Source organism: Paraburkholderia sp. FT54, from assembly GCF_031585635.1.
GTDB lineage: Bacteria > Pseudomonadota > Gammaproteobacteria > Burkholderiales > Burkholderiaceae > Paraburkholderia.
The window spans coordinates 2,165,425-2,190,389 of sequence record NZ_CP134196.1 but is presented as its reverse complement, the minus strand read 5'-3'; the positions used below and the strand labels follow the sequence as shown (position 1 = coordinate 2,190,389).

At 61.8% G+C, this 24,965-nt stretch carries 26 protein-coding genes and 1 pseudogene; 16 read left to right on the top strand and 11 right to left on the bottom strand.

Annotated features, from left to right (window positions below; translation table 11 throughout):
- The first annotated feature begins 39 nt into the window (after positions 1–39).
- The 10 genes from wecB to RI103_RS29330 all read left to right on the top strand — a co-directional run bounded on the left by wecB (position 40) and on the right by RI103_RS29330 (position 9,165).
- Positions 40–1,188 (top strand): non-hydrolyzing UDP-N-acetylglucosamine 2-epimerase, encoded by a 1,149-nt coding sequence (wecB, locus tag RI103_RS29375; protein ID WP_310818604.1) that lies wholly within the window; start codon positions 40–42, stop codon positions 1,186–1,188.
- A 34-nt stretch (positions 1,189–1,222) separates the two neighbouring features.
- Positions 1,223–2,467, top strand: coding sequence for a UDP-N-acetyl-D-mannosamine dehydrogenase (gene wecC, locus RI103_RS29370; RefSeq protein ID WP_310816097.1), 1,245 nt, complete (start codon positions 1,223–1,225; stop codon positions 2,465–2,467).
- 90 nt (positions 2,468–2,557) lie between these two features.
- Positions 2,558–3,808 (top strand): flippase, encoded by a 1,251-nt coding sequence (locus RI103_RS29365; protein ID WP_409077038.1) that lies wholly within the window; start codon positions 2,558–2,560, stop codon positions 3,806–3,808.
- Positions 3,805–4,632, top strand: coding sequence for a glycosyltransferase family 25 protein (locus RI103_RS29360; RefSeq protein WP_310816095.1), 828 nt, complete (start codon positions 3,805–3,807; stop codon positions 4,630–4,632). Before RI103_RS29365 ends, RI103_RS29360 begins: the two co-directional genes overlap by 4 nt.
- A gap of 76 nt (positions 4,633–4,708) precedes the next feature.
- Positions 4,709–5,941: an O-antigen ligase family protein gene (locus tag RI103_RS29355; RefSeq protein WP_310816094.1), complete on the top strand. Its 1,233-nt coding sequence runs from the start codon at positions 4,709–4,711 to the stop codon at positions 5,939–5,941.
- A 12-nt stretch (positions 5,942–5,953) separates the two neighbouring features.
- Entirely contained in the window at positions 5,954–6,094 is a 141-nt protein-coding gene (locus RI103_RS29350) for a hypothetical protein (protein WP_310816093.1), read from the top strand.
- Between the two features lie 2 nt (positions 6,095–6,096).
- Positions 6,097–7,092, top strand: a complete 996-nt coding sequence (locus tag RI103_RS29345; RefSeq protein ID WP_310816092.1) for a glycosyltransferase family 4 protein — start codon at positions 6,097–6,099, stop codon at positions 7,090–7,092.
- 71 nt (positions 7,093–7,163) lie between these two features.
- Positions 7,164–7,904, top strand: coding sequence for a heparin lyase I family protein (locus tag RI103_RS29340; protein WP_310816091.1), 741 nt, complete (start codon positions 7,164–7,166; stop codon positions 7,902–7,904).
- Between the two features lie 60 nt (positions 7,905–7,964).
- Positions 7,965–8,699, top strand: coding sequence for a WecB/TagA/CpsF family glycosyltransferase (locus tag RI103_RS29335; RefSeq protein ID WP_310816089.1), 735 nt, complete (start codon positions 7,965–7,967; stop codon positions 8,697–8,699).
- A 46-nt stretch (positions 8,700–8,745) separates the two neighbouring features.
- Positions 8,746–9,165: a DapH/DapD/GlmU-related protein gene (locus tag RI103_RS29330; RefSeq protein WP_310816088.1), complete on the top strand. Its 420-nt coding sequence runs from the start codon at positions 8,746–8,748 to the stop codon at positions 9,163–9,165.
- Between the two features lie 8 nt (positions 9,166–9,173).
- Here RI103_RS29330 and RI103_RS29325 read toward each other — a convergent pair whose 3' ends face one another.
- From RI103_RS29325 to RI103_RS29315, 3 genes are all read right to left on the bottom strand, one after another.
- A complete protein-coding gene (locus RI103_RS29325) occupies positions 9,174–9,794 on the bottom strand; it encodes a LysE family translocator (protein ID WP_310816087.1) in 621 nt (206 codons plus the stop codon).
- Between the two features lie 112 nt (positions 9,795–9,906).
- Complete coding sequence (locus RI103_RS29320) at positions 9,907–10,446, bottom strand: hypothetical protein (protein ID WP_310818603.1); 540 nt, start codon at positions 10,444–10,446, stop codon at positions 9,907–9,909.
- A 229-nt stretch (positions 10,447–10,675) separates the two neighbouring features.
- Positions 10,676–11,260 carry a YigZ family protein gene (locus RI103_RS29315; protein WP_310816086.1) on the bottom strand — a complete coding sequence of 195 codons (585 nt, stop codon included), beginning with the start codon at positions 11,258–11,260 and terminating at the stop codon, positions 10,676–10,678.
- Between the two features lie 294 nt (positions 11,261–11,554).
- Here RI103_RS29315 and RI103_RS29310 point away from each other — a divergent pair, with 294 nt between their 5' ends.
- Positions 11,555–12,181, top strand: coding sequence for a LysE family translocator (locus RI103_RS29310; protein WP_310816085.1), 627 nt, complete (start codon positions 11,555–11,557; stop codon positions 12,179–12,181).
- Positions 12,182–12,236: 55 nt separating this feature from the next.
- Here the strand turns inward: RI103_RS29310 and RI103_RS29305 are convergent, their stop codons facing one another.
- The gene (locus RI103_RS29305; protein ID WP_310816084.1) at positions 12,237–12,605 is read right to left on the bottom strand and encodes a hypothetical protein; all 369 of its coding nucleotides are present in this window, start codon (positions 12,603–12,605) and stop codon (positions 12,237–12,239) included.
- Between the two features lie 320 nt (positions 12,606–12,925).
- Between RI103_RS29305 and RI103_RS29300 the strand changes: the two genes are divergently transcribed.
- Positions 12,926–13,564: a 2-hydroxychromene-2-carboxylate isomerase gene (locus RI103_RS29300; protein WP_310816083.1), complete on the top strand. Its 639-nt coding sequence runs from the start codon at positions 12,926–12,928 to the stop codon at positions 13,562–13,564.
- 39 nt (positions 13,565–13,603) lie between these two features.
- On the opposite strand, the gene RI103_RS29295 is transcribed toward RI103_RS29300, so the two are convergent.
- Positions 13,604–13,861 (bottom strand): DUF2866 domain-containing protein, encoded by a 258-nt coding sequence (locus RI103_RS29295; protein ID WP_012427844.1) that lies wholly within the window; start codon positions 13,859–13,861, stop codon positions 13,604–13,606.
- Between the two features lie 262 nt (positions 13,862–14,123).
- Between RI103_RS29295 and RI103_RS29290 the strand changes: the two genes are divergently transcribed.
- Positions 14,124–15,239: a diguanylate cyclase gene (locus RI103_RS29290; protein ID WP_310816081.1), complete on the top strand. Its 1,116-nt coding sequence runs from the start codon at positions 14,124–14,126 to the stop codon at positions 15,237–15,239.
- Positions 15,240–15,361: 122 nt separating this feature from the next.
- Here RI103_RS29290 and RI103_RS29285 read toward each other — a convergent pair whose 3' ends face one another.
- The 4 genes and pseudogenes from RI103_RS29285 to RI103_RS29275 form a co-directional block, all read right to left on the bottom strand.
- Positions 15,362–17,089: a penicillin-binding protein 2 gene (locus RI103_RS29285; protein ID WP_310816079.1), complete on the bottom strand. Its 1,728-nt coding sequence runs from the start codon at positions 17,087–17,089 to the stop codon at positions 15,362–15,364.
- Between the two features lie 210 nt (positions 17,090–17,299).
- Positions 17,300–17,452: pseudogene (locus RI103_RS39715) on the bottom strand (TRIC cation channel family protein); the annotation flags it as partial.
- A gap of 198 nt (positions 17,453–17,650) precedes the next feature.
- Positions 17,651–19,192: a methyl-accepting chemotaxis protein gene (locus RI103_RS29280; RefSeq protein WP_310816078.1), complete on the bottom strand. Its 1,542-nt coding sequence runs from the start codon at positions 19,190–19,192 to the stop codon at positions 17,651–17,653.
- A gap of 311 nt (positions 19,193–19,503) precedes the next feature.
- A complete protein-coding gene (locus RI103_RS29275; RefSeq protein WP_310816077.1) occupies positions 19,504–19,770 on the bottom strand; it encodes a hypothetical protein in 267 nt (88 codons plus the stop codon).
- Between the two features lie 26 nt (positions 19,771–19,796).
- On the opposite strand from RI103_RS29275, the gene aepX reads away from it, so the two are divergent.
- The 3 genes from aepX to RI103_RS29260 are packed head-to-tail and all read left to right on the top strand — an operon-like array spanning position 19,797 to position 23,811.
- Positions 19,797–21,554, top strand: a complete 1,758-nt coding sequence (aepX, locus tag RI103_RS29270; protein ID WP_310816076.1) for a phosphoenolpyruvate mutase — start codon at positions 19,797–19,799, stop codon at positions 21,552–21,554.
- Positions 21,551–22,711, top strand: coding sequence for a phosphonopyruvate decarboxylase (gene aepY, locus RI103_RS29265; RefSeq protein WP_310816074.1), 1,161 nt, complete (start codon positions 21,551–21,553; stop codon positions 22,709–22,711). Before aepX ends, aepY begins: the two co-directional genes overlap by 4 nt.
- Before the next feature lie 32 nt (positions 22,712–22,743).
- A complete protein-coding gene (locus RI103_RS29260) occupies positions 22,744–23,811 on the top strand; it encodes a 2-aminoethylphosphonate aminotransferase (RefSeq protein WP_310816072.1) in 1,068 nt (355 codons plus the stop codon).
- A gap of 32 nt (positions 23,812–23,843) precedes the next feature.
- On the opposite strand, the gene RI103_RS29255 is transcribed toward RI103_RS29260, so the two are convergent.
- Both RI103_RS29255 and RI103_RS29250 read right to left on the bottom strand, forming a co-directional pair.
- A complete protein-coding gene (locus tag RI103_RS29255) occupies positions 23,844–23,996 on the bottom strand; it encodes a hypothetical protein (RefSeq protein ID WP_008921009.1) in 153 nt (50 codons plus the stop codon).
- A 100-nt stretch (positions 23,997–24,096) separates the two neighbouring features.
- On the bottom strand, positions 24,097–24,801 hold the full coding sequence (locus RI103_RS29250) for a PIG-L family deacetylase (protein WP_310816070.1): 705 nt from the start codon (positions 24,799–24,801) through the stop codon (positions 24,097–24,099).
- Positions 24,802–24,965: the final 164 nt, after the last annotated feature.

The following is a 24,965-nucleotide window of genomic DNA, read 5'->3' as shown; positions in this document are numbered from 1 at the left end:
GCGACGCTTGCGTGTGCGCGATCAATAAATAGCGTGTTTATGAACACAAGGATTTTGCTCACCTTCGGAACTCGCCCTGAGGCCATCAAGATGGCGCCTCTCGTGCGGCAGCTCAAGGACACTGACGGGATTGACTGTTTTGTCTGCGTGACTGGTCAGCACCGCGAGATGCTCGATCAGGTGCTGACACTGTTCCAGATCCGTCCACATTTCGACTTGAATGTGATGAAGCGGAATCAGGATCTCTACGACATCACGAGTTCCATTCTGCTCGGTATGCGAGATGTCCTGAAGGACTGTCGCCCGGACCTGATGCTGGTGCACGGCGACACGTCGACGACGCTGGCCGCCAGTCTCGCGGCCTTTTATCAGCGCGTGCCGGTGGCCCATGTGGAAGCCGGTCTGCGAACCGGTGATCTTCTGTCGCCGTGGCCAGAGGAAGCGAACCGCAAGCTGACCGGCGTGCTCGCAGCGCTGCACTTCGCACCGACCGAGCGTTCCCGGCAGAATCTGCTCGCGGAGAACGTGCCCGGCGAGCGCATCCTGGTGACGGGCAACACGGTGATCGACGCACTTCTGCACGTGCGGCAGCAGATCGCGAACGATGCGCGACTCCGGGACGAGGCGCAGCGACATCTCCCGGTATTGATGCCTGGCCGTCGCCTGATTCTGGTCACGGGACACCGGCGCGAGAGTTTTGGCGGTGGCTTCGAGCGTATCTGCACGGCGCTGGCCCAAATCGCGAACTCGTATCCCGACGTGGACGTTGTGTACCCGGTACACCTCAATCCGGACGTGCGCGAGCCAGTGAACCGGATTCTGAGCGGCATCGCCAACGTTCACCTGATCGAACCGCTCGACTATTTGCCCTTCGTTTGCCTGATGGATCGTGCGAATCTGATTCTGACAGATTCCGGCGGCATTCAGGAGGAGGCACCGTCTCTCGGCAAGCCCGTACTGGTGATGCGCGAGACCACCGAGCGTCAGGAGGCCGTCGACGCAGGCGTGGTGAAACTTGTCGGCACGGACGTGGAAAAAATCATAGCCGCCGTATCGGAGCTGCTCTGCGACGAGACTATCTACCGGACGATGAGCGTGCGCGGCAATCCTTATGGCGATGGCCATGCCTGCGTCCGCATTGCGAACGCGCTACTTGAAAAACGTTTCGGCCCGGCTCTAGCCGTCTGAGCGAACACAATCTGCAAACGGATATAAAAAGAAAATGGACTTTGAAACTGTTTCGGTGGTCGGCCTCGGCTACATCGGTCTTCCGACGGCGGCCGCATTTGCCGCGCGCCGCAAGCGCGTTATCGGCGTCGACATCAGTCAGCACGCGGTCGACACCATTAATCGCGGTGCTATTCACATTGTCGAGCCGGAGCTCGATATGCTGGTGCACGCGGCGGTGACGCAGGGCTATCTGCGCGCAACGATCACGCCTGAGCCTGCGGACGCGTTTCTGATTGCCGTTCCGACGCCTTTCTCGGACGGCTACAAGCCGGACCTCCGGTTCATCGAGGCGGCGAGCCAGGCGATCGCGCCGGTGCTCAAGAAGGGCGATCTGGTGGTCCTCGAATCGACTTCGCCTGTCGGCACGACCGAGCAAATGGCAGCCTGGATGGCACAACTCCGTCCCGATCTCACGTTTCCGCAACAGGCAGGCGAACAATCAGACATCCGCATCGCACATTGTCCGGAGCGTGTGCTGCCCGGTCATGTAATTCGGGAACTGGTTGAGAACGACCGCGTAATCGGCGGCATGACTCCCCGGTGCAGCGAGTCGGCGCGTGAACTTTATCAAAGCTTCGTGCGTGGCGATTGCATCTTGACAGACGCCCGTACAGCGGAGATGTGCAAGCTCACCGAGAACTCATTTCGTGACGTCAACATTGCGTTCGCCAACGAACTCTCGATCATCTGCGACAAGCTCGATATCAACGTGTGGGAGTTGATCCGTCTCGCCAACCGGCATCCGCGGGTGAGTATCCTGCAGCCGGGACCCGGCGTGGGCGGTCACTGCATCGCCGTCGATCCGTGGTTCATTGTGGACTCCGCACCGGAGCACGCACGCCTGATTCGTACCGCGCGAACAGTCAACGACGATAAACCGGGTTATGTGATCGAGCGCGTCGAACGCGCGGCGCGGCGCTTCAAGGAGCCGGTTATTGCGTGTCTCGGATTGGCATTCAAGGCGAACATCGACGACCTGCGTGAAAGTCCGGCGGTTGAAATCACCGACGAACTCGCGGAGCGATTCGCGGGCCAGGTGGTGGTGGTCGAACCCAATGTCAGATCGTTGCCCGCGGCGCTCGACGGGAAGGTCCGGCTCTGCGAATTGAACGAAGCGCTGCTGGAGGCGGACATCATTGTCATTCTGGTCGACCATGCGCAGTTCCGGCGCGTGGATCCGGTTCGCTTTCAGGCGAAGGTCGTGATCGACACGCGTGGCGTGCTGGCGCATGCGTGATCGGCGGCTTCGCTCCGAGGATCGCCGCCGGAGTGGCTCGTGAGTGGTCGGGGCGTGCAGGGCGCCGCGTCGGCGCGAAAGGCGCCGCGCATGCGTACGAACTTCCTCGCCATGATGATGTGGCAGGTCGGCAACTACCTCGTGCCGTTGGCGACCTTCCCATACCTGACGCGAGTGCTCGGCGCGGCGCCCTTCGGCGTGCTCGGCTATGCGACGGCAATCGCGACGTACGGGATGCTCGTGACGGAATGGGGATTCTTTCTCAGCGGTCCCAAGGCGGTCGTCGAGCGTCGGGAGCAACCGGAGGCGCTCAACGAACTCATCTGGTCGACGATGATCGCCAAAGGCTGCCTGTGCGTGAGCGCGTTTGCCGTACTGATGGTTGTTGCGCACTTCGATCACAAGCTGGCTTCGGTCTATCCCGTGGTACTCGCGGCCTGGCTGCTGGTGGTCGGCAACGTTTTTACTTTGAACTGGCTGTTACAGGGGCTGGAGCGATTCTCGGTCTTTGCGACGGTAGCGCTGGCGGGACGCTTTGCGGCTTTGCCGTTGACGTTCATCTTCGTGCATCACAGCGGTGACGTCGCATTCGCAGCAGGGATTCAGGGGGCGGCTGCGGTGTTAACGGGCATGTTTTCCCTGATTGCCGCACGGCGCCTCGGTGTGTTGCGTCGCCCTTGTGCCTCGGCACTTTCAGTCTGGCAGCGCGTTCGCGAAAGTACCGACATGTTCGTCGCGTCGGCGTCCGCGAGTCTTTTCAGCGTAACGAATGCGGTCATTCTCGCGTCAATGACGACGCCGTATCAGGTGGGCATCTATACGGCCGCCGACAAGCTGAAGACCGTGGTCAACATGGTGCCGGCCCAGATCAATACGGTCTGCTACCCGCGCATCGCCGCGTTGTTCGGCGCACAGCCTCGGTCGGCTGCGCGGCTGACGGTGATCGGCGCGATTGCCACAGTGCTGACCACACTTGCCGGACTGATTGTCATCGCCTGCGTCTCAGCGCCACTTACTGCCTTGGTGCTGGGTGCCGGCTATGCAGGTTCTGCGTCGCTGCTGAAGCTCCTTTGCCTTGCAACCGTCTTCGGCAATCTGGCCTATTTCCTCGGATTGCAGGTACTCGTGCCGTTCGGGGGCGCCCGTACCCGGTCGCTCTTAATGCTGCTGGCAGGCGTGCTTAACGTTGTTCTGGCGGTCGTTCTGACACCGCGATTCGGTGCCGAGGGCGCGGCGGCTTCGCTTCTCGGCGCAGAGGCGGTATTGCTTGCAGTGTATGTGGTGATGATCTTGACCAAACCATCGCTGCGCCACCACTTTACCCAATTGTTGAATGGATGATGGAAAGCCTGGTACCTATTCACGTCATATCCCTGTCGCGTTCAGGCCGTCGCGACGCGATTGCCAGGCTATTGGCCGATCATGGTGTTGCATTTCACATCGAGGACGCCGTCGATGGACGTTTGCTTACGCAAAGCGAATTGCATGCAGCTTACGACGACGCAGCAGCCCGCCGTCGTTATGGACGTTCAATGACCCGCGCCGAGTTGGCGTGTTTCATGAGCCATCGTTCGGTGTGGCGCAAGATTGTGGAGTCGGGCCGCGCCGCGGTGATCCTCGAAGATGATGCAATTCTCGAACCAGCTTTTTTTGAAAGTGTGCTGTGTGCGGATGAGTCCAGGTTGTCGACCGTCGCCGACGTTGTGCTGCTGGGTCGATCCAAGTTGCGCCGCTCCGCGTCATCGTGGATCTACTTCAATGAGCCGCTTAGGCGAAGCACAAAAATCGGCGGTCTGCGGGTCGGCGTTCCGTTCAAGCAGTGGACGTCCGGGTCCGTGGGCTACTGGATATCGACACAGGCCGCCCGTCAGGCTCTCGCCTACGCTGAAGGACCCGTCGACGCATTGCTCGATGACTGGCCATGGCATCGCGACGAGGGTGGGGCTCGCGTAGTCGAACTGCGGCCCTATGCCGTATGGGAAGACTTCGAGCGGTTACCGAGCAGTATTGAAGAAGAGCGTAGAACGGGTGCAAGGTCGCGTACGTCATTGCGTGAGGTCGCACTTTGGCCGCTGCGTCTCGTGCGAACGGCGGCTCGTTGGGGCGTGGTCGCAATGCAAGGGCTTTCGTCCGCCAACCATGTATTGAGCACGCGTCATGACTAACACCGTAATCCCGCGGTGGCGGAGCGCTTTGACTGTGCAAAAGTCGACGCGTCGGCCGCCGACATCGTTGGTATGGATGGTATTCGCCGGTGGCCTCGCGCTGTCGCCTCTGGCGGATTATCTGTCAGTCAGAGCCGCGCATGGCCTCGGCACTGCGGGAGGTGACGCGCGTTACTCGCTTTTCGTGCGCGGAAGCATGGTGGGCGGGCTGCTCTTTCTGCTGGCAAACGGTCGGGTGAAGCTATCGAGCTGGCGCACGGCGCTGCTGGCCGTGGTGGCGATCGTCGCCTCGATTGCGACGTGCGCATTCGGCACTATGTCGAGCGCCGAGTTTGCGCAGCAGGCGGTCTTCATTCTCAAGGTGTTTTCTCTTTTTGTTTGCCTTGCAGCCCTTTCGGGAATGAGCGACGGGCAACTTGAAAAACTCGAGCCGATCGTGCGGTTCACGCTGTTCGCCTACGCATTGGCAATTGTGGCGGGGGCGGTTTTTTCGATCGATATGTTTCGTAGTTATTGGGCCGATACGCAGATTCGCTCGGGCTACAAGGGCATTGTGTACGCGCAGAACGAAGCGTCCGCACTGATGATTGTCGGGCTCAGCCATGGCCTGTTGAGAGTGCTGAAGTCCGGCTGGTCGGTAGCGAATGGCGCGCTGGTCGGCAGCATCGTGCTGGCTTCGTGCCTCGTGGGCACCAAAGCGGCGATGGCCGGGGCGGTTGCCATGACATGTTCGTACTTTTATTGCCGGCACAGAGTGCCGCAAGCGACCTTCCGCGCGTTGACGCTTGTCGCGGCCTTGGTTGGCATTGCGCTGCTCGCGTACCTCGCGCTGCCGGGCGTGCGTAGCGCCGTCGATCTCAGTCTGCAATATTTTATGTACCAGCATGACCATGCGAGCGATGGTGGAGTGCTCACCATGGTCTTGTCCGGCCGTGACGTCAAGTTCTCCAATGTATGGGACGAAGTGGCAAAGGACGCCTACGTGCCGCTGCTGACGGGCGGTTATCCGGTGGTGAGATATCTGGTTGAGATCGACGTGCCGGATCTGGTGTTGGCGATGGGTTTTCCGGTCGGTATTTTCTATTTGTGGGCCGTGGGGAAGGCGTTTCTCTATCGGGAAAGCGGGGTTGTGCCGCGCTTTGGCAAGTGGTTTTTTATCGTCCTGATGGCAACGGCTTGCACCGCGGGGCACGTGCTTGTCTCCGCGATTGTCAGTCCATATCTGGCCATGATCGCCGTGCAGGTCAAGCGTGCCGCGCAGGATCGCCGTGCAGGATCGCCGCGCTCTAACGAAAAGGTCGGGCAATGAGTAGGCGCCGGGATGGTAACGCACACCCAACTCATGAAACATCGCCGCTACGTGTGCTGCACGTGGGACCAGGACAAGGCCAGCGGGGCGGCATCGCGTCTGTTCTCGCTGAACTCGGCGCGCAACGGGCAAGGTTTCAGCATGCGAGTGTAGCGGTGACGATCTTCGAGACGCATGGCTTCCAAAGCGTGAAATCGCTGCTGGGATTTGTGCTGCTCGACATTCCGCGCTTTTTGGTCGCGGTGCTCAAGGGTGCGGATCTGATTCATTTCCATGTATCGGTCCGCGGATCGTTCTACCGAAAGTTTACGTTGTGTCTCCTTGCACGGCTTCTCGGTAAGAGAACGATCTTTCATCTGCACGCGGGTAATTTCCAACATTTTTTCGCCAGTAGCGGATGGATGACTCGCAAAGCAGTGTCGTGCTTCGTTCGTGGAGCAGACGCCGTGGTAGCTGTCTCAACGGCGATTGCGACGGGGCTTCGAGGTTATCAAGGCGTTGCGCGCAATCTGTATGTGATCGGGAACACGGCGTTTGCCGCCGAAGCGATGGCCGGCGCGGCTTTGCAAGAGGCACCAGGCGCGAATGCTGCGGACATGAGGTCCTATGTTGCTTTTGCCGGCAGATTCACGGAGGGCAAGGGGCTTGACGAGTTACTGAGTGCGACGGCGTTGCTGAGGCGGCAAGGCCTGAAGATTCAACTGCGACTAGCCGGTGCCGGCGATACGGAAAGGTGGACTCGCGCAGCGATCGATCATGGCGTGAGCGATCAGGTCCACTTTGTGGGCTGGCTGCAGGGCGATGCAAAGCTCGCGTTCTACCGTGACGCCGCAATGTTTTGCATGCCAAGCCATTTTGAAGCGTTCGGAATTTCGACGCTGGAGGCCATGTTTATCGGCCAACCTGTGATTGGTACGCGCGTAGGTGGTTTCCTCGATCTGGTCGAGGAAGGCGTGACAGGTTATCTGGTCCGTTGCGGGGACGCGCACGCGCTTGCGGAAAGAATCCGGCGTCTGATGGAAAGTCCCGATCTGGCACGTGCGATGGGGCGGCAAGCGGTATCAAGAGCCTTGAGCCGTTATTCGGTTGACGCGATCGTCGGTCAGTACGTCCAGTGCTATCGGAAAGTCGGCCAATCCAAAAGAGGGTGACTTATATGATCTATATGGCGATGTTTCGATGGACCTTGGTGTGTCTATCAGGATGCCTATGCAGCCTAGCTATGGCGCAGGATATCGGGCTTGCCTGGACTGATCCGCAAATGACCGCGTTGGCGAGCACATACGACAAAGTGTTCTCAACCGAATGGGATAACGGTATTGGCGCAGGCATTGGCGTTCAGGCGAATCCTGGCGATATCGGCGTGGTCGATGATCCGGTGGTGGCGGGACGCAAGGCCGTGCGCGTTCGTATGACCCGGTCCGAAGACTTTTCGAAGATTGCGAATGGTGTCCCCAGAGCAGAACTGATTTTTCCGAATGCGGTGAGTTTTTCGCAGGGACCAGACTATCTACTCAGATGGAGCACATTCATACCGGCCGGATTCGCTTTCGATAGTAAGCAAGCCGTCATCATCACTCAGATACACCAGGGTGAATGGACGGGCGGACCGACCGTCGCACTGAGTCTGCAGGGCAAGCAGTACGCCATTTCCGAGCGTGGCGGGGCGAATACGTCGACCGTTTCGGCGGGCAAGTGGCTGTGCTGCGCCGACGCTGACAAGGGCAAGTGGGTGAACTGGTCGCTACGCTATCTTGCCGACGATTCCGATCAGCACGCTTCGACCCAATTGTGGAAAGACGGGCGTTCAGTATTTGCGTCGCAAGGGGTGCCGAACGCCTATTCGGGCGTACAGGATGCATATCTGAAAATGGGACTATACAAATCTGGCTGGAACCGTTCTGCTTCCGACGTCAGTGAGATTACGCTGTTTTTTGGACCGGTCTCGGTGTCGAAGAAATGAAGATCACATCCGCTACGAACTATTCGCGAGACGATGCGAAAGAACATGCAGAGTGTTTTTATGAAGCGCATTGAAGTATTCGGATGTCCAATGGATGCAGCGACAATGGATGAAACGGTTGCCGCGATTTCAACTCGCATTCTCGCAAAGCAGTTCACGCAGCATGTCGCGGTCAATGTCGCGAAACTCGTGCATATGCAGGCCGACACGGAGCTTGCAAAGTCGGTCCATTACTGCGACCTGATCAGTGTGGATGGGATGGGCGTGGTCTGGGCGGCGAGAATGCTGGGTCATGCGGTGCCTGAACGGGTTGCCGGAGTCGATCTATTCGAACGATTGCTGGCGCAGGCGGCGAGGCTAGGGCTTCCGGTGTATCTGCTCGGCGCGACCGACGAGGTTGTCGCACGCGTAGCGACGATATGCGCAGCACGCTATCCTAGCCTTCAGATCGCCGGATATCACCATGGTTATTTCGGCGATGACCAGCGACCCGTTGTCGACCGGATCCGTGAGTCAGGTGCGCGACTGCTGTTCGTGGCCATTACGTCCCCTACCAAGGAACATTTCATTAACCGCTGGCGGGCATCGCTGGGTGTCGATTTCGTGATGGGGGTCGGCGGGACGTTCGATGTCGTGGCCGGTAAAGTCAACAGGGCACCTCGCTGGATGCAAGGAGCGGGTCTGGAATGGCTCTTTCGTGTCTTGCAGGAACCGCGTCGCATGTGGCGACGCTATCTGATCACGAATAGCAAGTTCGCACTCATGTTAGGCAAGGCGCTCTTTGTTCAACGGTAACAAGGTTGGGGCAACCGCATTTGCTGTCAAAAAAAGGAAGCTTTTCATGCTGTACATCTATCGTATTGCGCACCTGCTTTATCGGTTGCGCGTGCCTTTTCTACCTTGGGCGTTGAAGGTCTTTAACCGCGTGGTTTTTTCCGTATCCTTGCCGCCGTCGGTGACAGTTGGCCGCAACGTGGTATTTGGATATCAAGGACTCGGGATCGTCGTGCACCGGCAGGCAGTGTTAGGTAACGATATTGTCATTGCACCCAACGTGGTGATTGGTGGCCGCGGCCAGCCGGGTGCGCCCGTGATTGGTGACAATGTGCTGATCGGCGCGGGCGCGTGCATACTGGGGCCGGTAAAGATCGGGCGGAACGTGAAGATCGGTGCTAACGCCGTAGTCACGTTCGACGTGCCGCCGGATGTGACCGTGGCGGGTGTTCCTGCTCGAATCGTCCGGTTCCGGCAGAGCGATTGAGTATTCCCTCACCCCCGCCTCACCATCAAAAACCCCACCCCAATCGCCGCCAGAAACCCCCCACAGCAGCGATTAAACCACCGCCTTACTCTCTCACGCACCAACCACTTCCCGAGATACATTCCCGCCCACGAATACAACGCGATAGCGAACCACTCCAGCACCAGAAAACTCGCCCCCAGCACCGCGAACTGCGGCAGCATCGGCTTGGCAATATCGACAAACTGCGGCAAGAACGCGGTGAAAACCAGAATGGCCTTCGGGTTACCGGCGGCCACGAGGAACTCTCTTCGCGCGACCCGCGCAAGCGACGCCTCTTCCTGCTGCGTCGTGTCGATCGTAGGCGCATCGCTGTGCCACAGCTGGATGGCCAGCCAGATCAGATAACCAGCGCCGGCCAGTTTGATCGCGAGAAAGAACCACTCCGACGCGTGCAACACAACCGCAAGACCGGTTGCGGCAAGGACGAGCATGACCGCGAATGCGACCAGGCGCCCCGTACCGCCGACGAACGCGGTCATGAAACCATGACGCGCCGCCACATTGATCGACAGCAGATTATTGGGCCCGGGTGCGAGATTGATCGCGAAGCAGGCGGGCAGAAAAAACAGCCAGGCGGTGATGGACATGACGGCTCGCACGTAGAAAATGCAGTTGCGGTGGTTCGCGCAGCAAGACGGCGTGCGCGGCACCTTCACGTGGATTGTAGCGAAGCCGCTCGACCCGATGTCGACGTGGCGCTTAATTCACCGCTTTGACAAACCCCGGATCGCCGATCAGCGCGTCGACGCTCAGCTTGACCGTGTCTTCAATAGCGATGGTGCTACTGGTGAACTTCGGCGATTTTTGCTTGACCGTCTTGGTGGTCGAAAACACGACCTTCTGGGTCGCGGAGTCGGTCACTACATAGCGCATTTTCAGCGTCCACAACGCTGGCGAGCGCGTGTCGTCCACGGTGAATTTCTCGATGCTGCCGCTGAGAACCCGTTCGCCTGCGTCGAGATGAAAGCCGGCGATCCGTAGACTGTTCACAATGCCGTTGCGCACGGTTTCATTGATATCGTTCTTGAGCACGATGCCTGTCATCGCCGTGTTTTCGATACGGTTCGGCGATACTTGTCCGCTACGCGCAGGCATGTAGGGAAACTCACCGGCAGGAGCCACGCTGAGCCAACCGGTCGGATGCGCTACCGCGCGTGGCGAGCTATTCAGGCCGAACCACGACCACGAGCAGGCGGACAACATCAGCGGCAGCGCGATCGTGCCGCATCCCTTGAGCACGGTCGATGTCAAGGGTGAACGCGTGGAACTGGGCGACTGCGGCAGAGACGCGCTCCGATGCGGCGACTCAGGCGCTGTGCTGGAAAAAGCGGCGATCGAGGTCAGGGAAGTTACCCTTTTAAATTGAGTCATTCCGTGGAATAAACCACATGGTAACAGCGGCCCGGACCCAGGCATCTCTTAATCAGGGCGCGCTCTGCTTCTCGCAAGGCAGAAACACGCCACGCCGTCAGAAGAAACCGGCTTTCCCTTGCGTCATATCGATTAGCGCCCGCTGGGCGTCGTCCACCGCATTGATGGGCAAGCGGATCGTCATCTTCACGAGCATGGCGTAGGCGCTGTCCACGAGCGCATAGCCTTCGGCGTCGATCCATCGACGCACTTTCGCCTCGTCGGCGTAACTGACCTCGACGGTCAGCGAGACCTGTGCAATCCGCTCGACACGCGGCGCGTCCAGCAAAGCCGAAGCGATCGCATCGGTGTACGCGCGCACGAGGCCGCCGGCGCCGAGCTTCACGCCGCCGTAGTAGCGCACGACGGCGCCCAGCACGCCGTCCAGATCGTGATGCCGCAGCACTTCGAGAATCGGCCGGCCCGCGGTGCCGGAGGGCTCGCCGTCGTCGGACATGCCGGACTGGCCGCCGGCCAGCAGCGCCCAGCAGACATGCGTCGCGGCAGGATGTGCGTCGCGCAGGCGCCGCAACTCGGCCATCGCGGCGTCGCGGTCGGCGACGGGTATTGCGTGCGCGATAAATCGGCTCTTGCGGATCTCGAGTTCTGCGCTCAACGCCGCGGGCAGGGTATAAGTGGACAAGGCAAACACTTCGGTGGATAAAAAATACGGACCGCGCGTGGCCCCGTGCCCGCCATGGTAACGGATCGGCGGCCGCCGACGGACAATCTCCGGGACGACCATACATGGCTTGCTCGCCTGTTTTCCGGCGTGCATTGTGCCGGCCTGCTTGCCATGCGTTTGCCGCGTAACTCATGGCAATCCGCCGGACTGCACGCACAGTGGACGCCAGGCAGAAATCACGCATTCGTCTACAATCTTCGGCTAAACGCGCGCGCCCATCCGCCGAACCCAGCGCGTCACCAAGGAGACGACATGCTTGACCTATCCACGTTAGGGACTTTCGTAGCCGTTGTACTCGGGCTCTTTCTGATTCCGGGTCCGGCCGTGCTGCTGGTGTTGACGCGCACCGTGCATGGCGGTCGCAAGGCCGGCATTCTCACCGGCCTCGGTATCGCAGTCGGCGATTTCATTCATACGCTGGGCGCATCGGTCGGTCTCTCTGCGCTGCTGATGACCTCCGCGCTGGCCTTCAACGCGGTGAAGTTCGTCGGCGCGGCGTACCTCGTCTATCTGGGCATTCGCGCATTGCGCGAGAAGCAGGCGAGCGCACATATGCCGGCCGTGGTGCCGGTGTCGGCTTCGAAAGCCTTCTTTCAGGCCATTCCCGCCGAAGTGCTGAACCCCAAGACCGCGCTGTTTTTCCTCGCGTTTCTGCCGCAGTTCGTTCGTCCCGAACATGGCTCCACGTTTCTGCAATTCACCACGCTCGGCCTCATCTTTGTCGGCATGAGTGCGCTCTATACGACGCTGATCGTGTTGACGATTCGTCCGCTGGGCAAATTCGTCAAGCGTCTGACGTGGCTGACGCGCTGGCAGAACAAGATCATCGGCGTGCTGTTCATTTCGCTCGGCCTGCGCGTGGCCACGCAAACGCGTTGATCGATCCGCGCGGCAGCGCTTCGTCGCAACGGCAGCGAGGCAGGCCGCGCTCCAGCTAGATATTGCGGCGCTGTCGCCGCAGACGGCCTTCGCGCGCGTATTCCATCTGACCTTCGGTGCGAACCGCGAGCCTTTCCTGTTCGGCACGGCTCATCTGCCGCGTATCGTCGATGTCGCCGACCCGCAGCACTTCCTGGGCAATCCTGATGCGCAGCGTCATCAGCGGTTCGCCGCGCTCGACTAGCGTGCGGTCCGCAGCCCGTGCCTGCTGGACGCCGCAGTCGATCAGGTTGCGCAGTTCCAGCAACGTGAGCCGTTGCCGCTGGATTTCGAGGATGAGCCGCTGGACGGCCTGCTCGTCGCGCGTGCGCCACCAGGCGCGCAGCTCGGCGAGCGTGGGTGGATCGAAATTTGGAAGGCGCATTGCTCAGACGAAAAAGTACTGTATATATGTACAGTATATCTCGTCTTTTTACGGAAACGTGTAGAGCGCGTTCGCGAGTTCCCCCGCTCGGCGAGTGACGGTGTGAATACCTCGTCAGGACAGCGCGAGCAGGATGGATGTGGACACCACGATGATGAAAAGACACGCGCGGCGGTGAGAGAATGTCGTATGGATAGTTCATGTTATGAGCATCTGACATAGCGGTGTGAAGGCCATCATAGGGATGAGCGCGCCGTCTCACTGTCCAGCTTTGCAAGACATAGGCGCTGTCCGGCTACGTATGACTGGAGGGCAAAAAGATGAAGGAGATAGCAACCCACGTGCCCGCGCATGCACCGGAAATCGATTTCTGGTTCGACTTCGGCAGCAACTACAGCTACCTCAGCGTCATGCGCATCGAGGCTGAAGCCGCGGCGCGGGGCGTGCGGATCCACTGGCGTCCGTTCCTGCTGGGGCCGGTCTTCCGCGACCTCGGTTTCGACAATTCGCCGTTCGTGCTGCAGAAGGAGAAGGGCGCATATGTGTGGAAAGACATGGAACGGCAATGCCGCAAATACGGCATCGCCCTGACGCGCCCCACCACGTTCCCGCGCGCCGCGCTTCTTGCGATGCGCGTGGCGCTGCTCGGCGCGGATCGCGAATGGATCGCCGCCTACTGCCGCAAGATCATGCAACTGAACTTCGCGCATGACCGCGATATCGGTTCGGTGGAGGTGGTGAGCGAGGCGCTCGATGAACTGGGTTTGCCTGCGCAGCGGATCATCGCCGATGCGCAAAGCGACGCGAACAAACTGCGCTTGCGTGAGCAGACCGCGGCGGCCGCGGCCCGTGGGATTTTCGGTGCGCCGATGTTTTTTGTCGGCGATGAAATGTTCTGGGGCAACGACCGGCTGGACGATGCATTGGACTACTGCGCATCGATCGCCACACGCGGCTAGCGCAATGAACGCAGGGCGCGTGAGCGGGGCTGCTGAGGGTTATTCGTTGCCGTCCTGGCAGAAGCGCCGGCCCGGCACATGCGAAACAACGGCCTGAGCGATTTCAAGCGGCGTGCTCTCGGCGGGCACGACCCGGCGGCTCGATTCGGGCGTGTGCTTCATGGTCCATTCGACGAGCCGGTATGAACGACCCCAAGGATGTTGCAGCGGGTCCGAGACCTTGCATGAGTGGATCTGGCTGACCCATTCATTGCCGGGCATGGCGCGCAGATGCTCGAATACCGTGTCTTCAACCATGGTTTGACTCCTTCTTCGCGGGCCTGCTGCCCATCTTCTGGCGCGTCGTCGACACCCCGGGGGAAAAAAGCGCCGCCGATGTTCTGGCGGCTTCAACAGGGGATGTTGTGCGTCATGGTTACAGCAAAGAATTAAGCCAGACTTAAGATCGCGTAAAAGCGTAGTCGACCTGATCGGGCCCTCAAGACCTCGCGAAATCCGCCGTTATTACAGCGATTGGGGTCGCCAACCCCGCTTCGCCTTCGGGCCCACACCTGATAACGTGACGAACCTCGCCCAAACGCCGCTTTCCGAGCGCCTTCGTTCGCTCGTCGATACTGTGCAGCACAACGAGCGCACGCTGCGGCGCTTCCAGAACGTCGAGTTGCGTTTGATCGGCGCTCAGGACTTCGCATCGTTTCTCGACACGCTGTTCACTCAGTTGCCGCGGGAATTTTCGCTGAGTGGCGTGACGCTCTGGCTCGACGACCGCGCGCCGATGCTGCGCGAATTGCTCGAGCCGGCCGCCTTGTGCGCACTCGATCAGTCGAGACTGCGCACCTCGCGCGAAGGTGGTCTTGCCGCCCAAGGTCTGTGCGAACAGGGCCGGCCGTGGCTCGGCAAGCCGCACGACATGGATGATTCGGCGCGGCGTGCTTTCTTCGGCGACGCCGAAGCGCCGGCGAGCGCGATCCTGCTGCCGCTTGCCGCCGGCGACACCGTCAGCGGCTATCTCTGTCTCGGCAGCGACGACCCGGCGCGCTTCGGCCGAGGTATGGCGACCGATATTCTGGAGCGCTTCGCGAGCATCGTGACGGCGAGTCTCGACAATGTCGCCCATCGCGAGCGGCTCAAGCAATTGGGCATGACCGATTCGTTGACGGGCCTCGCCAATCGCCGCTATTTCGACGAGCGGCTGCGCGAGGAGATCATGCGCGCCGTCCGCTATAGCGTGCCGGTAGCGTGTCTGTTCATCGATATCGACAGCTTCAAGCGGATCAACGACACCTACGGCCATCAGACCGGCGACCGCGCGTTGGCGGCGGTGGCGGCTTGCGTGCGGCAACAGGTGCGCCTCGGCGATACCGTCGCGCGTTACGGCGGCGAAGAATTCGCGGCGCTCGTGCAAGGCGACCGCGCCGATGCGCTCACCGTCGCCGAGCGTGTGCGGTTGGCGGTCGAACGACTCGCTTTGCAGGACGATCATGGCGAGCGCATCGCCTTGACGGTGTCGATCGGCGTGGCGGCGCGCACGATCAGCGGCACGCCAACCGAGGCGGCCACGCTAGGCGGCGCGATGATGGAAGAAGCCGATCGCGCCATGTATCAGGCCAAACGCAACGGCCGCAATCGCATTGAGGCACTGGTCAATGCGGGTGGCGAGCAGATGGCTCGCTGACCTCAGGCGCCGAAGCTCGCATCGAAAGTTCGCGTGACTGGCTGCCCGACGCGGCAATCGCCTGCATGGCATCCGAAAAAAACGGTGTGCCGCGGCCGGCGCGCGCATGCCGCTTAAAGCTCCTAAGTGCCCGGCGCATCCGGTGGCACACCCAGTAGCTGCAGCGCTCCACCCGTCACGCCGCTGAACACCGGACCGGCCACCGTCCCGCCATAAAACGCCTTGCCCGCCGGGTCGTCGATCATCACGGCGACGATCAGCCGCGGGTCGCTCATCGGCGCCATGCCGACGAACAGTGCGCGGTAGCGGTTTTTCGCGTAAGTCGCGCCGACCTGTTTGCGCGCCGTGCCGGTCTTGCCGCCGATCCGGTAGCCTTCCACCGTCGCCGCGCGTCCCGTGCCGCCCACGCCGGTCGCCATTTCCAGCATCGCGCGGATGGCGCGCGCGGTGGTCGGCGTCGTGACCGCCTGGCCCTTGTCCTCCGATTGCGCGCCCGCTCCATTACGCAGCAGACTCACGCGATGCATCGTGCCGTCGCCGGCATAGGCCGTGTAGACCTGCGCCATTTGCAGTAGCGACGTGGACAGCCCGTAGCCATATGCCATGGTCGCCTGTTCGATCGGGCGCCAGCGCTTATACGGACGCACCTTGCCCGACGCCACGCCCGGAAACGTCAGCTCCGGGCGCAGGCCGAGCCCGTATTCCTGATATTTGGTCCAGATCTTCTCGGCCGGCAAATTCAACGCGAGCTTGGCGAGCGCGATATTGCTCGACTTCTGCACGGCTTCGGCAACGGTCATCACGCCGTGATTCGAAGTGTCGTGGATCACGGCCGGCCCGATCCTGTACCAGCCAGGCGCGGTATCGATCACACTTTGCGGCCGCACCTTGCCCTCGTCGATCGAGAGCGCGACGACCACCGGCTTGATCGTCGAGCCGGGCTCGAAAGTATCGACCACCGCGCGATTGCGCAACTGGCGGCCGGTCAGGCGGGCGCGATCGTTCGGATCGAAGCTCGGGTAATTGGCGAGCGCCAGGATCTCGCCGTTGCGCGCGTCGAGCACCACCACGCTGCCGGCTTCGGCGTGATGTCTGGCAATCGCGTCCTTGAGTTGCGCATAGGCGAGCTGCTGAATCCGCCGATCGATCGTCAGATGGATGGTCTCGCCGTTCTGCGGGGGCACGAGCGGCCGGGTCTCGGACACCACGCGGCCCAGACGGTCGCGGATCACTTCGCGCTGGCCGGGCACGCCGAGCAGTTGCTCGTTGGCGGCGAGCTCGACGCCCTCCTGACCGTTGTCCTCGATATCCGTGAAGCCGACCACGTGCGCCGCCGATTCGCCTTCAGGATAAAAACGCTTCGAATCCGCGATCTGCGTGATGCCCGCGAGGCCCAATTTCGACAGATGCCCGGCGGTCTCGGCGTCCACCTGGCGCTTGAGCAGGACGAAGATCTTGTCTCCGTTCAAACGCCGGCGCAATTCCGCCAGCGGCAGATCGAGCAGCCTGGAGAGCGGCGCGAACGCGGCTTCGTCGATCAGTTTGGGCGAGGCCCAGATCTCGTAGGTTGCGAGGCTGACGGCAAGCATCGAGCCGTTGCGATCGACGATCCGCCCGCGCGTCGCGTCGAGTTCGATGGTGCGCTGATAGCGCTTCTGTCCTTGATCGACGTAGAAGTCCTGGTTCACCACCTGCACCCAGAACGCGCGCCCTGCGAGCGACGCGAACGCGCCGAACACCAGCAGGACGATGAATTTGGAACGCCACATCGGCAGGCGCGCGGCCAGCAACGGGTGTTTCGCGACGGGCGCGTAGGGATCGTGCGACTGCGATTTCTTCTTCTGGATCATTGGGTGCGGATAACGAACAGCTCGATTAACTTTGCGCCGCCCGAATCGGCGGCGGTGAATACCTTGAGTTACCAGCGGAATCGCACCGCCGGCATGCGCAGCGCGAAACTGCACAGCACGTCGCGCAACATGCCGCCGCGCACGCCGCGGCAACCGACGCCGCGCCAATTGTAATGAGAACGTAATCTGGATGCGAGATCCGCGCAAGGGGTAGCGACCGAGCAGCACGTCGCGCACCGTGCCGCCGCAGGGCGCGGTAACCGTGCCGACGAGGCACAGACCGAAGCGATCCATACCGCGGCGCATGCTCATGAATACGCGGGACATGGCGTCGGCGACGATGGCGAGCAGGTAGATGGGCACATGAGCCGGAGACGGCTCAACGTAGACCAGGGCGCGCGCGGGCGTAAAAAAACCGCGCGGACTTGAAAAATCCGCGCGGCTGTTTCGTTCGACTAATGCGTCGACTCCGACGCGGCGTGTTAAAGAGGCGCTCTCCGCCTGTTGAGCGCCTTCTTTTTTGGTGCGCTGCTTCTGTTAGGTCCGGCGTTCCGAAAATGCTCAGGCCGGCAGTGCAAAGCTCGAAATCGCTTCGCGCAGAACACCCACCTGGTCCTTCAGCGAATGCGCGGCGGCCGCGGCCTGTTCGACCAGCGCCGCGTTCTGCTGCGTGACCTGATCCATTTCACCGACCGCGCGATTGACCTGCTCGATGCCCGCGCTCTGTTCGCGCGAGGCGTTGCTGATCTCCTCGAGAATCTCGTTGACGCGACGCACCGACTGCACGATCTCGCCCATCGTCGAACCGGCATTGGCGACCAGCGACGCGCCGGCTTCCACCGTGTTGGTCGAGGTTTCGATCAAGGCCTTGATTTCCTTCGCTGCTGTGGCCGAGCGTTGCGCGAGGCTGCGCACTTCGGCTGCGACCACCGCGAAGCCGCGTCCCTGTTCGCCCGCGCGAGCCGCTTCGACGGCCGCGTTGAGCGCGAGGATGTTGGTCTGGAAGGCGATGCCGTCGATCACGCCGATGATGTCGCCGATCTGCCGCGAACTGGTGGTGATTTCGCCCATCGTGCGGACCACGTCGTCGACCACGCGGCTGCCGCGCGTGGCGACATCCGCGGCCTGGCCGGCGAGGTGCGCGGCCTGCAGCGCACTGTCCGCGTTCTGCTTCACGTTGACCGTCATCTGGTCCATGCTCGACGCCGTTTCGACGAGCGCGGCGGCCTGTTCTTCCGTGCGCTGCGAGAGATCCGTGTTGCCGGCGGCGATTTCGGTCGCGCCGATATTGATGTTCTCCGTGCCGAGCCGCACGCGCGACACCGTCTCGACGAGACCGGCCTGCATGGTCTGAAGCGCATGCAGCAGGCTGCCGGTGTAGTCCGATTGGACCGGCACGCGCGTGGCGAGGTTGCCGCGCGCCATCAACTGCGCGTGTTCCACGGCCACTTCGAGATCGCCGCCGAGTGTACGGCGAACGCTGCGCAGCACCAGCAGCATGACGGCGGTGGCGATTGCGCCGAGCGTGACGGTGATCACGAGCCAGCGCAGCAGATTGGCGTAGAACGCGCTTTGCACGTCGTCCATATACATGCCGGTGACGAGATACCAGTCCCACGGCGCGAAGTGAATCGAGTAGCTGGTTTTGGCAACCGGTTTGTCGCTACCCGGCTTGGACCACAGGTAGTCGATGAAGCCGCCGCCTTCGCGATTGCCCGCGTTGACGATATCGACGAACAGGTGGTTGCCCGCCGGATCGGTGAACTGCGCGAGGTTCTTGCCGACCATTTCCGGCTTGATCGGATGCATCAGCATGACGGGTTGCGAATCGTTGACGGAGATGTAGCCGTCCTTGCCGTAGCGCATGGCCGCGAGGCTTTCAAGCGCCTGCTTCTTCGCTTCTTCTTCGGTCATGGTGTGCTGCTGCGCGAGCGCGTAGTAACGGCCGACGATGTGGTTGGCCTGCTCGATCAGCGATTTCAACTGATCGCGGCGGTCCGAGATCATCGAGGCACGGTTCTGCCATGCGCCGAAGCCGCCGATCAGGATCAGGCCGATCCAGAGGACGGCGATCATCGAGGCCAGTTTTCTGTTCAGAGTCATAGCGGGTTTTGCTTTCGCACAGTGGTCGGTCAGGGATTGGGTTCGCTTGTGGCGAGTGGCTTGTCGCTGACTGTGTTTACGGCGCGGCGGCCTGGACTCCGCAGGGCAGGGGAAACCCGCTGTTATGTATTTCTATTCGTCTGACCAAAAAGACTTTTTTACCGCGCGACGGCATTATTTATGTTTCATTCAGAACGCTTATTCATTTTCTGCTGATTCAATCGGGCTTTCCATCTATTGCCAATGCCAAATGCCAGTGCTTGTGAATCGATATTGATAATTAAGGCTTTCCGCCAATAAAAATCGGATATTCAAACCTCAATATCGCCACAACCGATTGGCGACCAAACCGAACGGACACGCCGCCCGCCAACACGCTGCCATGCGATCGCGTCACGATTCCACAGAACGCCAATAAAATCCAAGCCGCCGGTCGCATTAGCGGATTGCAAAAAACGACACATTTTTCCACTTATCCGCAAATGGAGAAAACCACTGTCACGAAAAAGACGAATAAATAAAAATTCCGCTATAGTCGCCATTTTCCAGACGCCAGTCGGGCAAAAGAAGAGCATCAATAAGCCCGCCACCAGGAGTACATAAAATGAACGCCCGCGAACCCGCTTTCGTCTCCGCGTCCCGCAGCGCGCGCCTGCGCCAGATGCTCGTCAGCAGCGAACTCGAATTCATGATGGAGGCCCATAACGGCCTGTCCGCCCGGATCGTCCGCGAAGCCGGTTTCAAGGCGATCTGGGGTTCGGGCCTCGCGATTTCTGCGCAATACGGCGTGCGCGACAACAATGAAGCAAGCTGGACGCAAGTCGTCGACACGCTCGAATTCATGGCCGACGCCAGCGATCTGCCGATCCTGCTCGACGGCGATACCGGCTACGGCAACTTCAACAACGTGCGCCGCCTCGTGCGCAAACTCGAACAGCGCGGCATTGCCGGCGTGTGTATCGAAGACAAGCAATTCCCCAAGACCAACAGCTTCATCAACGGCGAAGCGCAACCGCTCGCGGATATGGACGAGTTCTGCGGCAAGATCAAAGCCGGTAAAGACTCGCAGTCCGATGAGAACTTTTCGATCGTCGCGCGGGTTGAAGCGTTGATTGCCGGCTGGGGCATGGACGAAGCGCTGCGTCGCGCGGAAGCCTATCGTCAGGCCGGCGCGGATGCGATCCTGATTCACAGCAAACTCTCGCGCCCCGACGAAATTCTCGAATTCGCGCGCGAATGGGCCGGCCGCGCTCCGCTCGTGATCGTGCCGACCAAGTACTACAGCACGCCGACCGAAGTGTTCCGCGAAGCCGGTATCAGCACGGTAATCTGGGCGAACCATTTGATCCGCGCGGCGACCTCGGCGATGCAGGCCGTCGCCAAGGAAATCCATTCGAGCGAGACGCTCGTCAACGTGGAAGACAGCATCGCCGCCGTCAACGAAATCTTCCGCCTGCAAGACGCCGACGAGTATTCGGAAGCGGAAGACCGCTATCTGTCGAGCGGCCGTGCCGCCGGTTCCGCGGTCGTGCTCGCGGCGAGCCGCGGCAAGGGCCTGGAAGCCGTCACCGAAGACCGTCCGAAAGTGATGCTGCCGATCGCCGGCAAGCCGCTGTTGCGCTGGCTCGTCGATGCGTTCAAGAAGCAGGGTGTGAACGACATCACCGTGGTCGGCGGTTATCGCGCCGATGCGATCGACACGGCCGGCATCAAGCTCGTCGTCAACGAACAGCATGCGCAAACCGGCGAACTCGCGTCGCTCGCCTGCGCGGTGGACAAGCTGGCGGGCGACACGGTGATCTCGTACGGCGATCTGCTGTTCCGCAGCTATATTCTGCGCGATCTCGTGGAAAGCGAAGCGGCGTTCAGCGTGGTGGTCGATTCGTCGCTGACCGACGCGGAAAACGCCAGCGTGCGCGATTTCGCCTGGTGTTCGGCGGCGGATGATCGCGGCCTGTTCGGCAACAAGGTGCTGCTGCGTCACGTGTCGAGCGGGCAGGATGCAACGTCGGCCATCGCATCGCAAACGCCGCATGGCCGTTGGGTCGGTCTGCTGAATGTGCGCGGTGAAGGCCGTGAGCGTTTGCAGGCGGTCATGAGCGAGTTGCGGGCGCGCGCGGATTTCGCATCGCTCGACATGCCGGCATTGCTGAACGCGCTGATCGAAGCGGGCGAATCGATCGAAGTGCAATACGTGCACGGCCATTGGCGCGGCGTGAACGACCTGGAGGACTTCCGCCGTGCGGGCGACTTCGCGCACGCGCAAGCGCCGTTCGCGGCCGCGGTCGGCGCCGCAGACAAATGCGTGGGCAAAGGCGCGGGCAAAGGCGCGGCGGACGCAGCGAGCGGAGCCGCGCAATGATCGAGGCAGCACAGTTCGTCGAGGCGGCGCGCGAACGCGGCTTCGACTGGTATGCGGGCGTGCCGTGCTCGTATCTGACGCCGTTCATCAACTACGTGTTGCAGGACGAATCGCTGCATTACGTGTCGGCGGCCAATGAAGGCGACGCCGTCGCGTTGATCGCTGGCGTTACGCTCGGCGCGAAAAACGGCCGCCGCGGCATCACGATGATGCAGAACTCCGGACTCGGCAACGCCGTGAGCCCGTTGACCTCGCTCACGTGGACCTTCCGTCTGCCGCAGTTGCTGATCGTCACGTGGCGCGGCCAGCCCGGTGTCGCCGACGAACCGCAGCACGCGCTGATGGGTCCGGTCACACCCGCGATGCTGGAGACCATGGAGATTCCCTGGGAGACGTTCCCGACCGAAGCCGACGCGATCGGCCCGGCGCTGGATCGCGCCATCGCTTATATGGATGAAACCGGGCGCCCGTACGCGCTCGTCATGCAAAAGGGCAGCGTGGCGCCGTACGAGTTGAAAGACAGCGGTGCGAGCGAGCGCCGCGTGCCCGTTACGCCGCAATCGCAGTTCACGAAGGCGGCGGGCGAACTGGCTTCGCGTCACGACGCGCTGAACAAGGTGATCGCGCACACGCCGCTCGAATCGACGGTAGTGCTTGCGTCGACCGGCTTTTGCGGGCGCGAACTCTACGCGATCGACGACCGTGCGAACCAGTTGTACATGGTCGGCTCGATGGGTTGCGTAACGCCGTTCGCGCTGGGCCTGGCGCTCGCGCGTCCCGACCTGCGCGTGGTCGCGCTCGACGGCGACGGCGCCGCGCTGATGCGCATGGGCGCGTTCGCCACCATCGGCGCGTACGGTCCGTCGAATCTCACGCACGTGCTGCTCGATAATGGCGCGCACGATTCGACCGGCGGTCAGGCGACGGTGTCGTCGCAGGTTTCGTTTGCGGGCGTCGCGGCGGCGTGCGGTTATGCATCCGCGGTCGAAAGCGACGACGTGAACGTGATCGACGCCCTGTTCGAAGCGCCGCCGCTCGACGGCCCGCGCTTCGCGCGTCTGGCCATTCGCCGCGGCACGCCCGACGGGCTGCCGCGTCCCACCATCACGCCGCCCGATGTGAAGACGCGTCTGATGCGCCACATCGGCGCCGCCTGAAGTCAAACCCGATTCAAACTCAAGGAGCGCTCATGCTGCTGCTCAACCCCGGCCCGGTGACGCTCACCGAACGCGTTCGCAACAGCCTGTTGCAGACCGATCTGTGCCACCGCGAAAGCGAGTTTTTCGATTTGCAGGAAGAGGCCCGCACGCGCCTCGTCGATCTGTACGGCCTCGACGCCAGCGAATGGCAGGCCGTGCTGATGACAGGCTCCGGCACGGCGGCCGTCGAAAGCATGACCGCCGCGCTGGTGCCGCAAAACGGCAAGCTGCTCGTCGTGGAAAACGGCGTGTACGGCGAGCGTATTTCGCAGATCGCCTCGCAGTACGGCATCGCGCATGACTCGCTGAAGCACGACTGGATGCAGGCGCCGGATCTCGCGAAGATCGCTGCACGCCTCGCCGCGGACAAGGCGTTCACGCACGTCGCCGTGATCCATCACGAAACCACGACGGGCCGCCTGAACGATCTGGCGGCGCTCGGCGCGCTGTGCCGCGAACGGGGGCTGCGCCTGCTGGTGGACGGCGTGAGCAGCTTCGGCGCGGAACCGGTCGATTTCGCCGACACCAGTCTTGACGCGGTGGCCGCCACGGCGAACAAATGTCTGCATGGCGTGCCGGGCGCGTCGTTCGTGCTGGTGCGCCGCGCGGCGCTCGCGCAGGCGGCGAGCCGCACGTACTACCTCGATCTCGGACGCCTCGCGCGCTTGCAGGATCAGCGTAATACGCCGTTTACGCCGTCGGTGCATGCGTACTACGCGCTGGTCGAAGCGCTGCGCGAACTCGCCGATGAAGGCGGCTGGCGCGCGCGTCACGCGCGCTACGCGGCGCTCGCCGAACAGGCGCGGGCGGGTCTCGCCGAGCGCGGCATCGGCAGCGTGTTGCCGCCGGAGCAGTCGTCTGTGGTGCTGCGCGCGTACCGGTTGCCGGAGGGCATTGCCTATCCGCAACTGCACGACGCGCTGAAGGCACGCGGCTTCGTCATCTACGCCGGGCAAGGCGGCTTGTCGGCCGAACTGTTCCGCATCTCGACGATGGGCAACATTCACGCCGCCGACATCGACCGTCTGCTGCAAGGCTTTACCGAACTGATGCGCTGATTCGCGCTTGCGCCTCCGACCGCGCGACGCGGTCACACCGGATCCTTGTCCGGCGGCCCGTCGGGCCGCTGCGGTTCCTCGACGTGATGGCCGGGCGACGGCGGCACCAGTGGATCGGCCTCCGGGTCGCGGTTCGGATCGGCGTTGGGGTCGGGAATCGGACTGGTATGCATGTCGTAGCTCATGGCAGCACCTTTGAGTGGAGAAGCGAACGGTACGGTGATGCTATCGAATTCAAGCCGGCCGCTTTCTTCAAGCGTAGGCCTTTCCGGCGCGCCGCGTCTCCTACTTTTTCACGCGACGGCCCACGCTGAGCTGCCAGTAACGCTCGGTGGCAAAGACGTCGTCGTAATTGCCGGCGCCGAACGCGCGCAACTGGCTTTCGTAAGCATTGACCGCCTCGCGTTTGAGCTGCGCGCGGCGCTGTGAATCGATCGTGTGGCCAGCGCTCGGATGCGCCGGCGTCGCGACAATGCCGCGCTGCGCGAGATCGGCGAGCCGCGCCTGCACCACGCCGGGCGTGCGCCGGTGAATCGCTTCCTCGTAGCCGAACCAGGTCAGATGCGACAGGCGCGGCAGGATTTCACAACAGGCTTCGAAGACTCGCACGTGATCGTCGTGATGCAGGCCGAGCGGCATCAGCAGTGTGTTCGCGGTGCTGCGGTAAATGGTTTCCTCGAGCGCCGCCGCCATTTTGCTGATCGAGGGTGAGTCCGAATACTGGCTGTCGCGAAACGGCATGCGCAGCGGAATCGCGTCGAGCACTTCGAGCGCGCGATTGTCTTCCAGCGTGCGCTCGTGGATCGCTTGATGGGCGTTCGTGAAGCCCGACTTTTCATCCCATTCGGTATGCATCGGCTGCTCGGGCGGGGCGGCGAATACCGTGCAGACCGCGGCGTCGGGATGGGCGGCGAGCAAGGCGCCGCAACTGAAGACGGCGTCGTCGAAATGGGGCGAGACGATAAAAAGGCGTGGGCTGGTTTCGCTCATGGGACGTGTGATGGTTCGCAACCCGCGAGCCGTGGACGAAGCTGTTCGAGGCTCGAGCGTCGCGCCGGTGCTTGGAAAAATGCGGCGTCACATCAGCTTAGGCGGAATCGTCGCGGCTTGCGCGGCGGGTTTGTGGTCCGCAAGCGGCGTGCCTGATGACACCG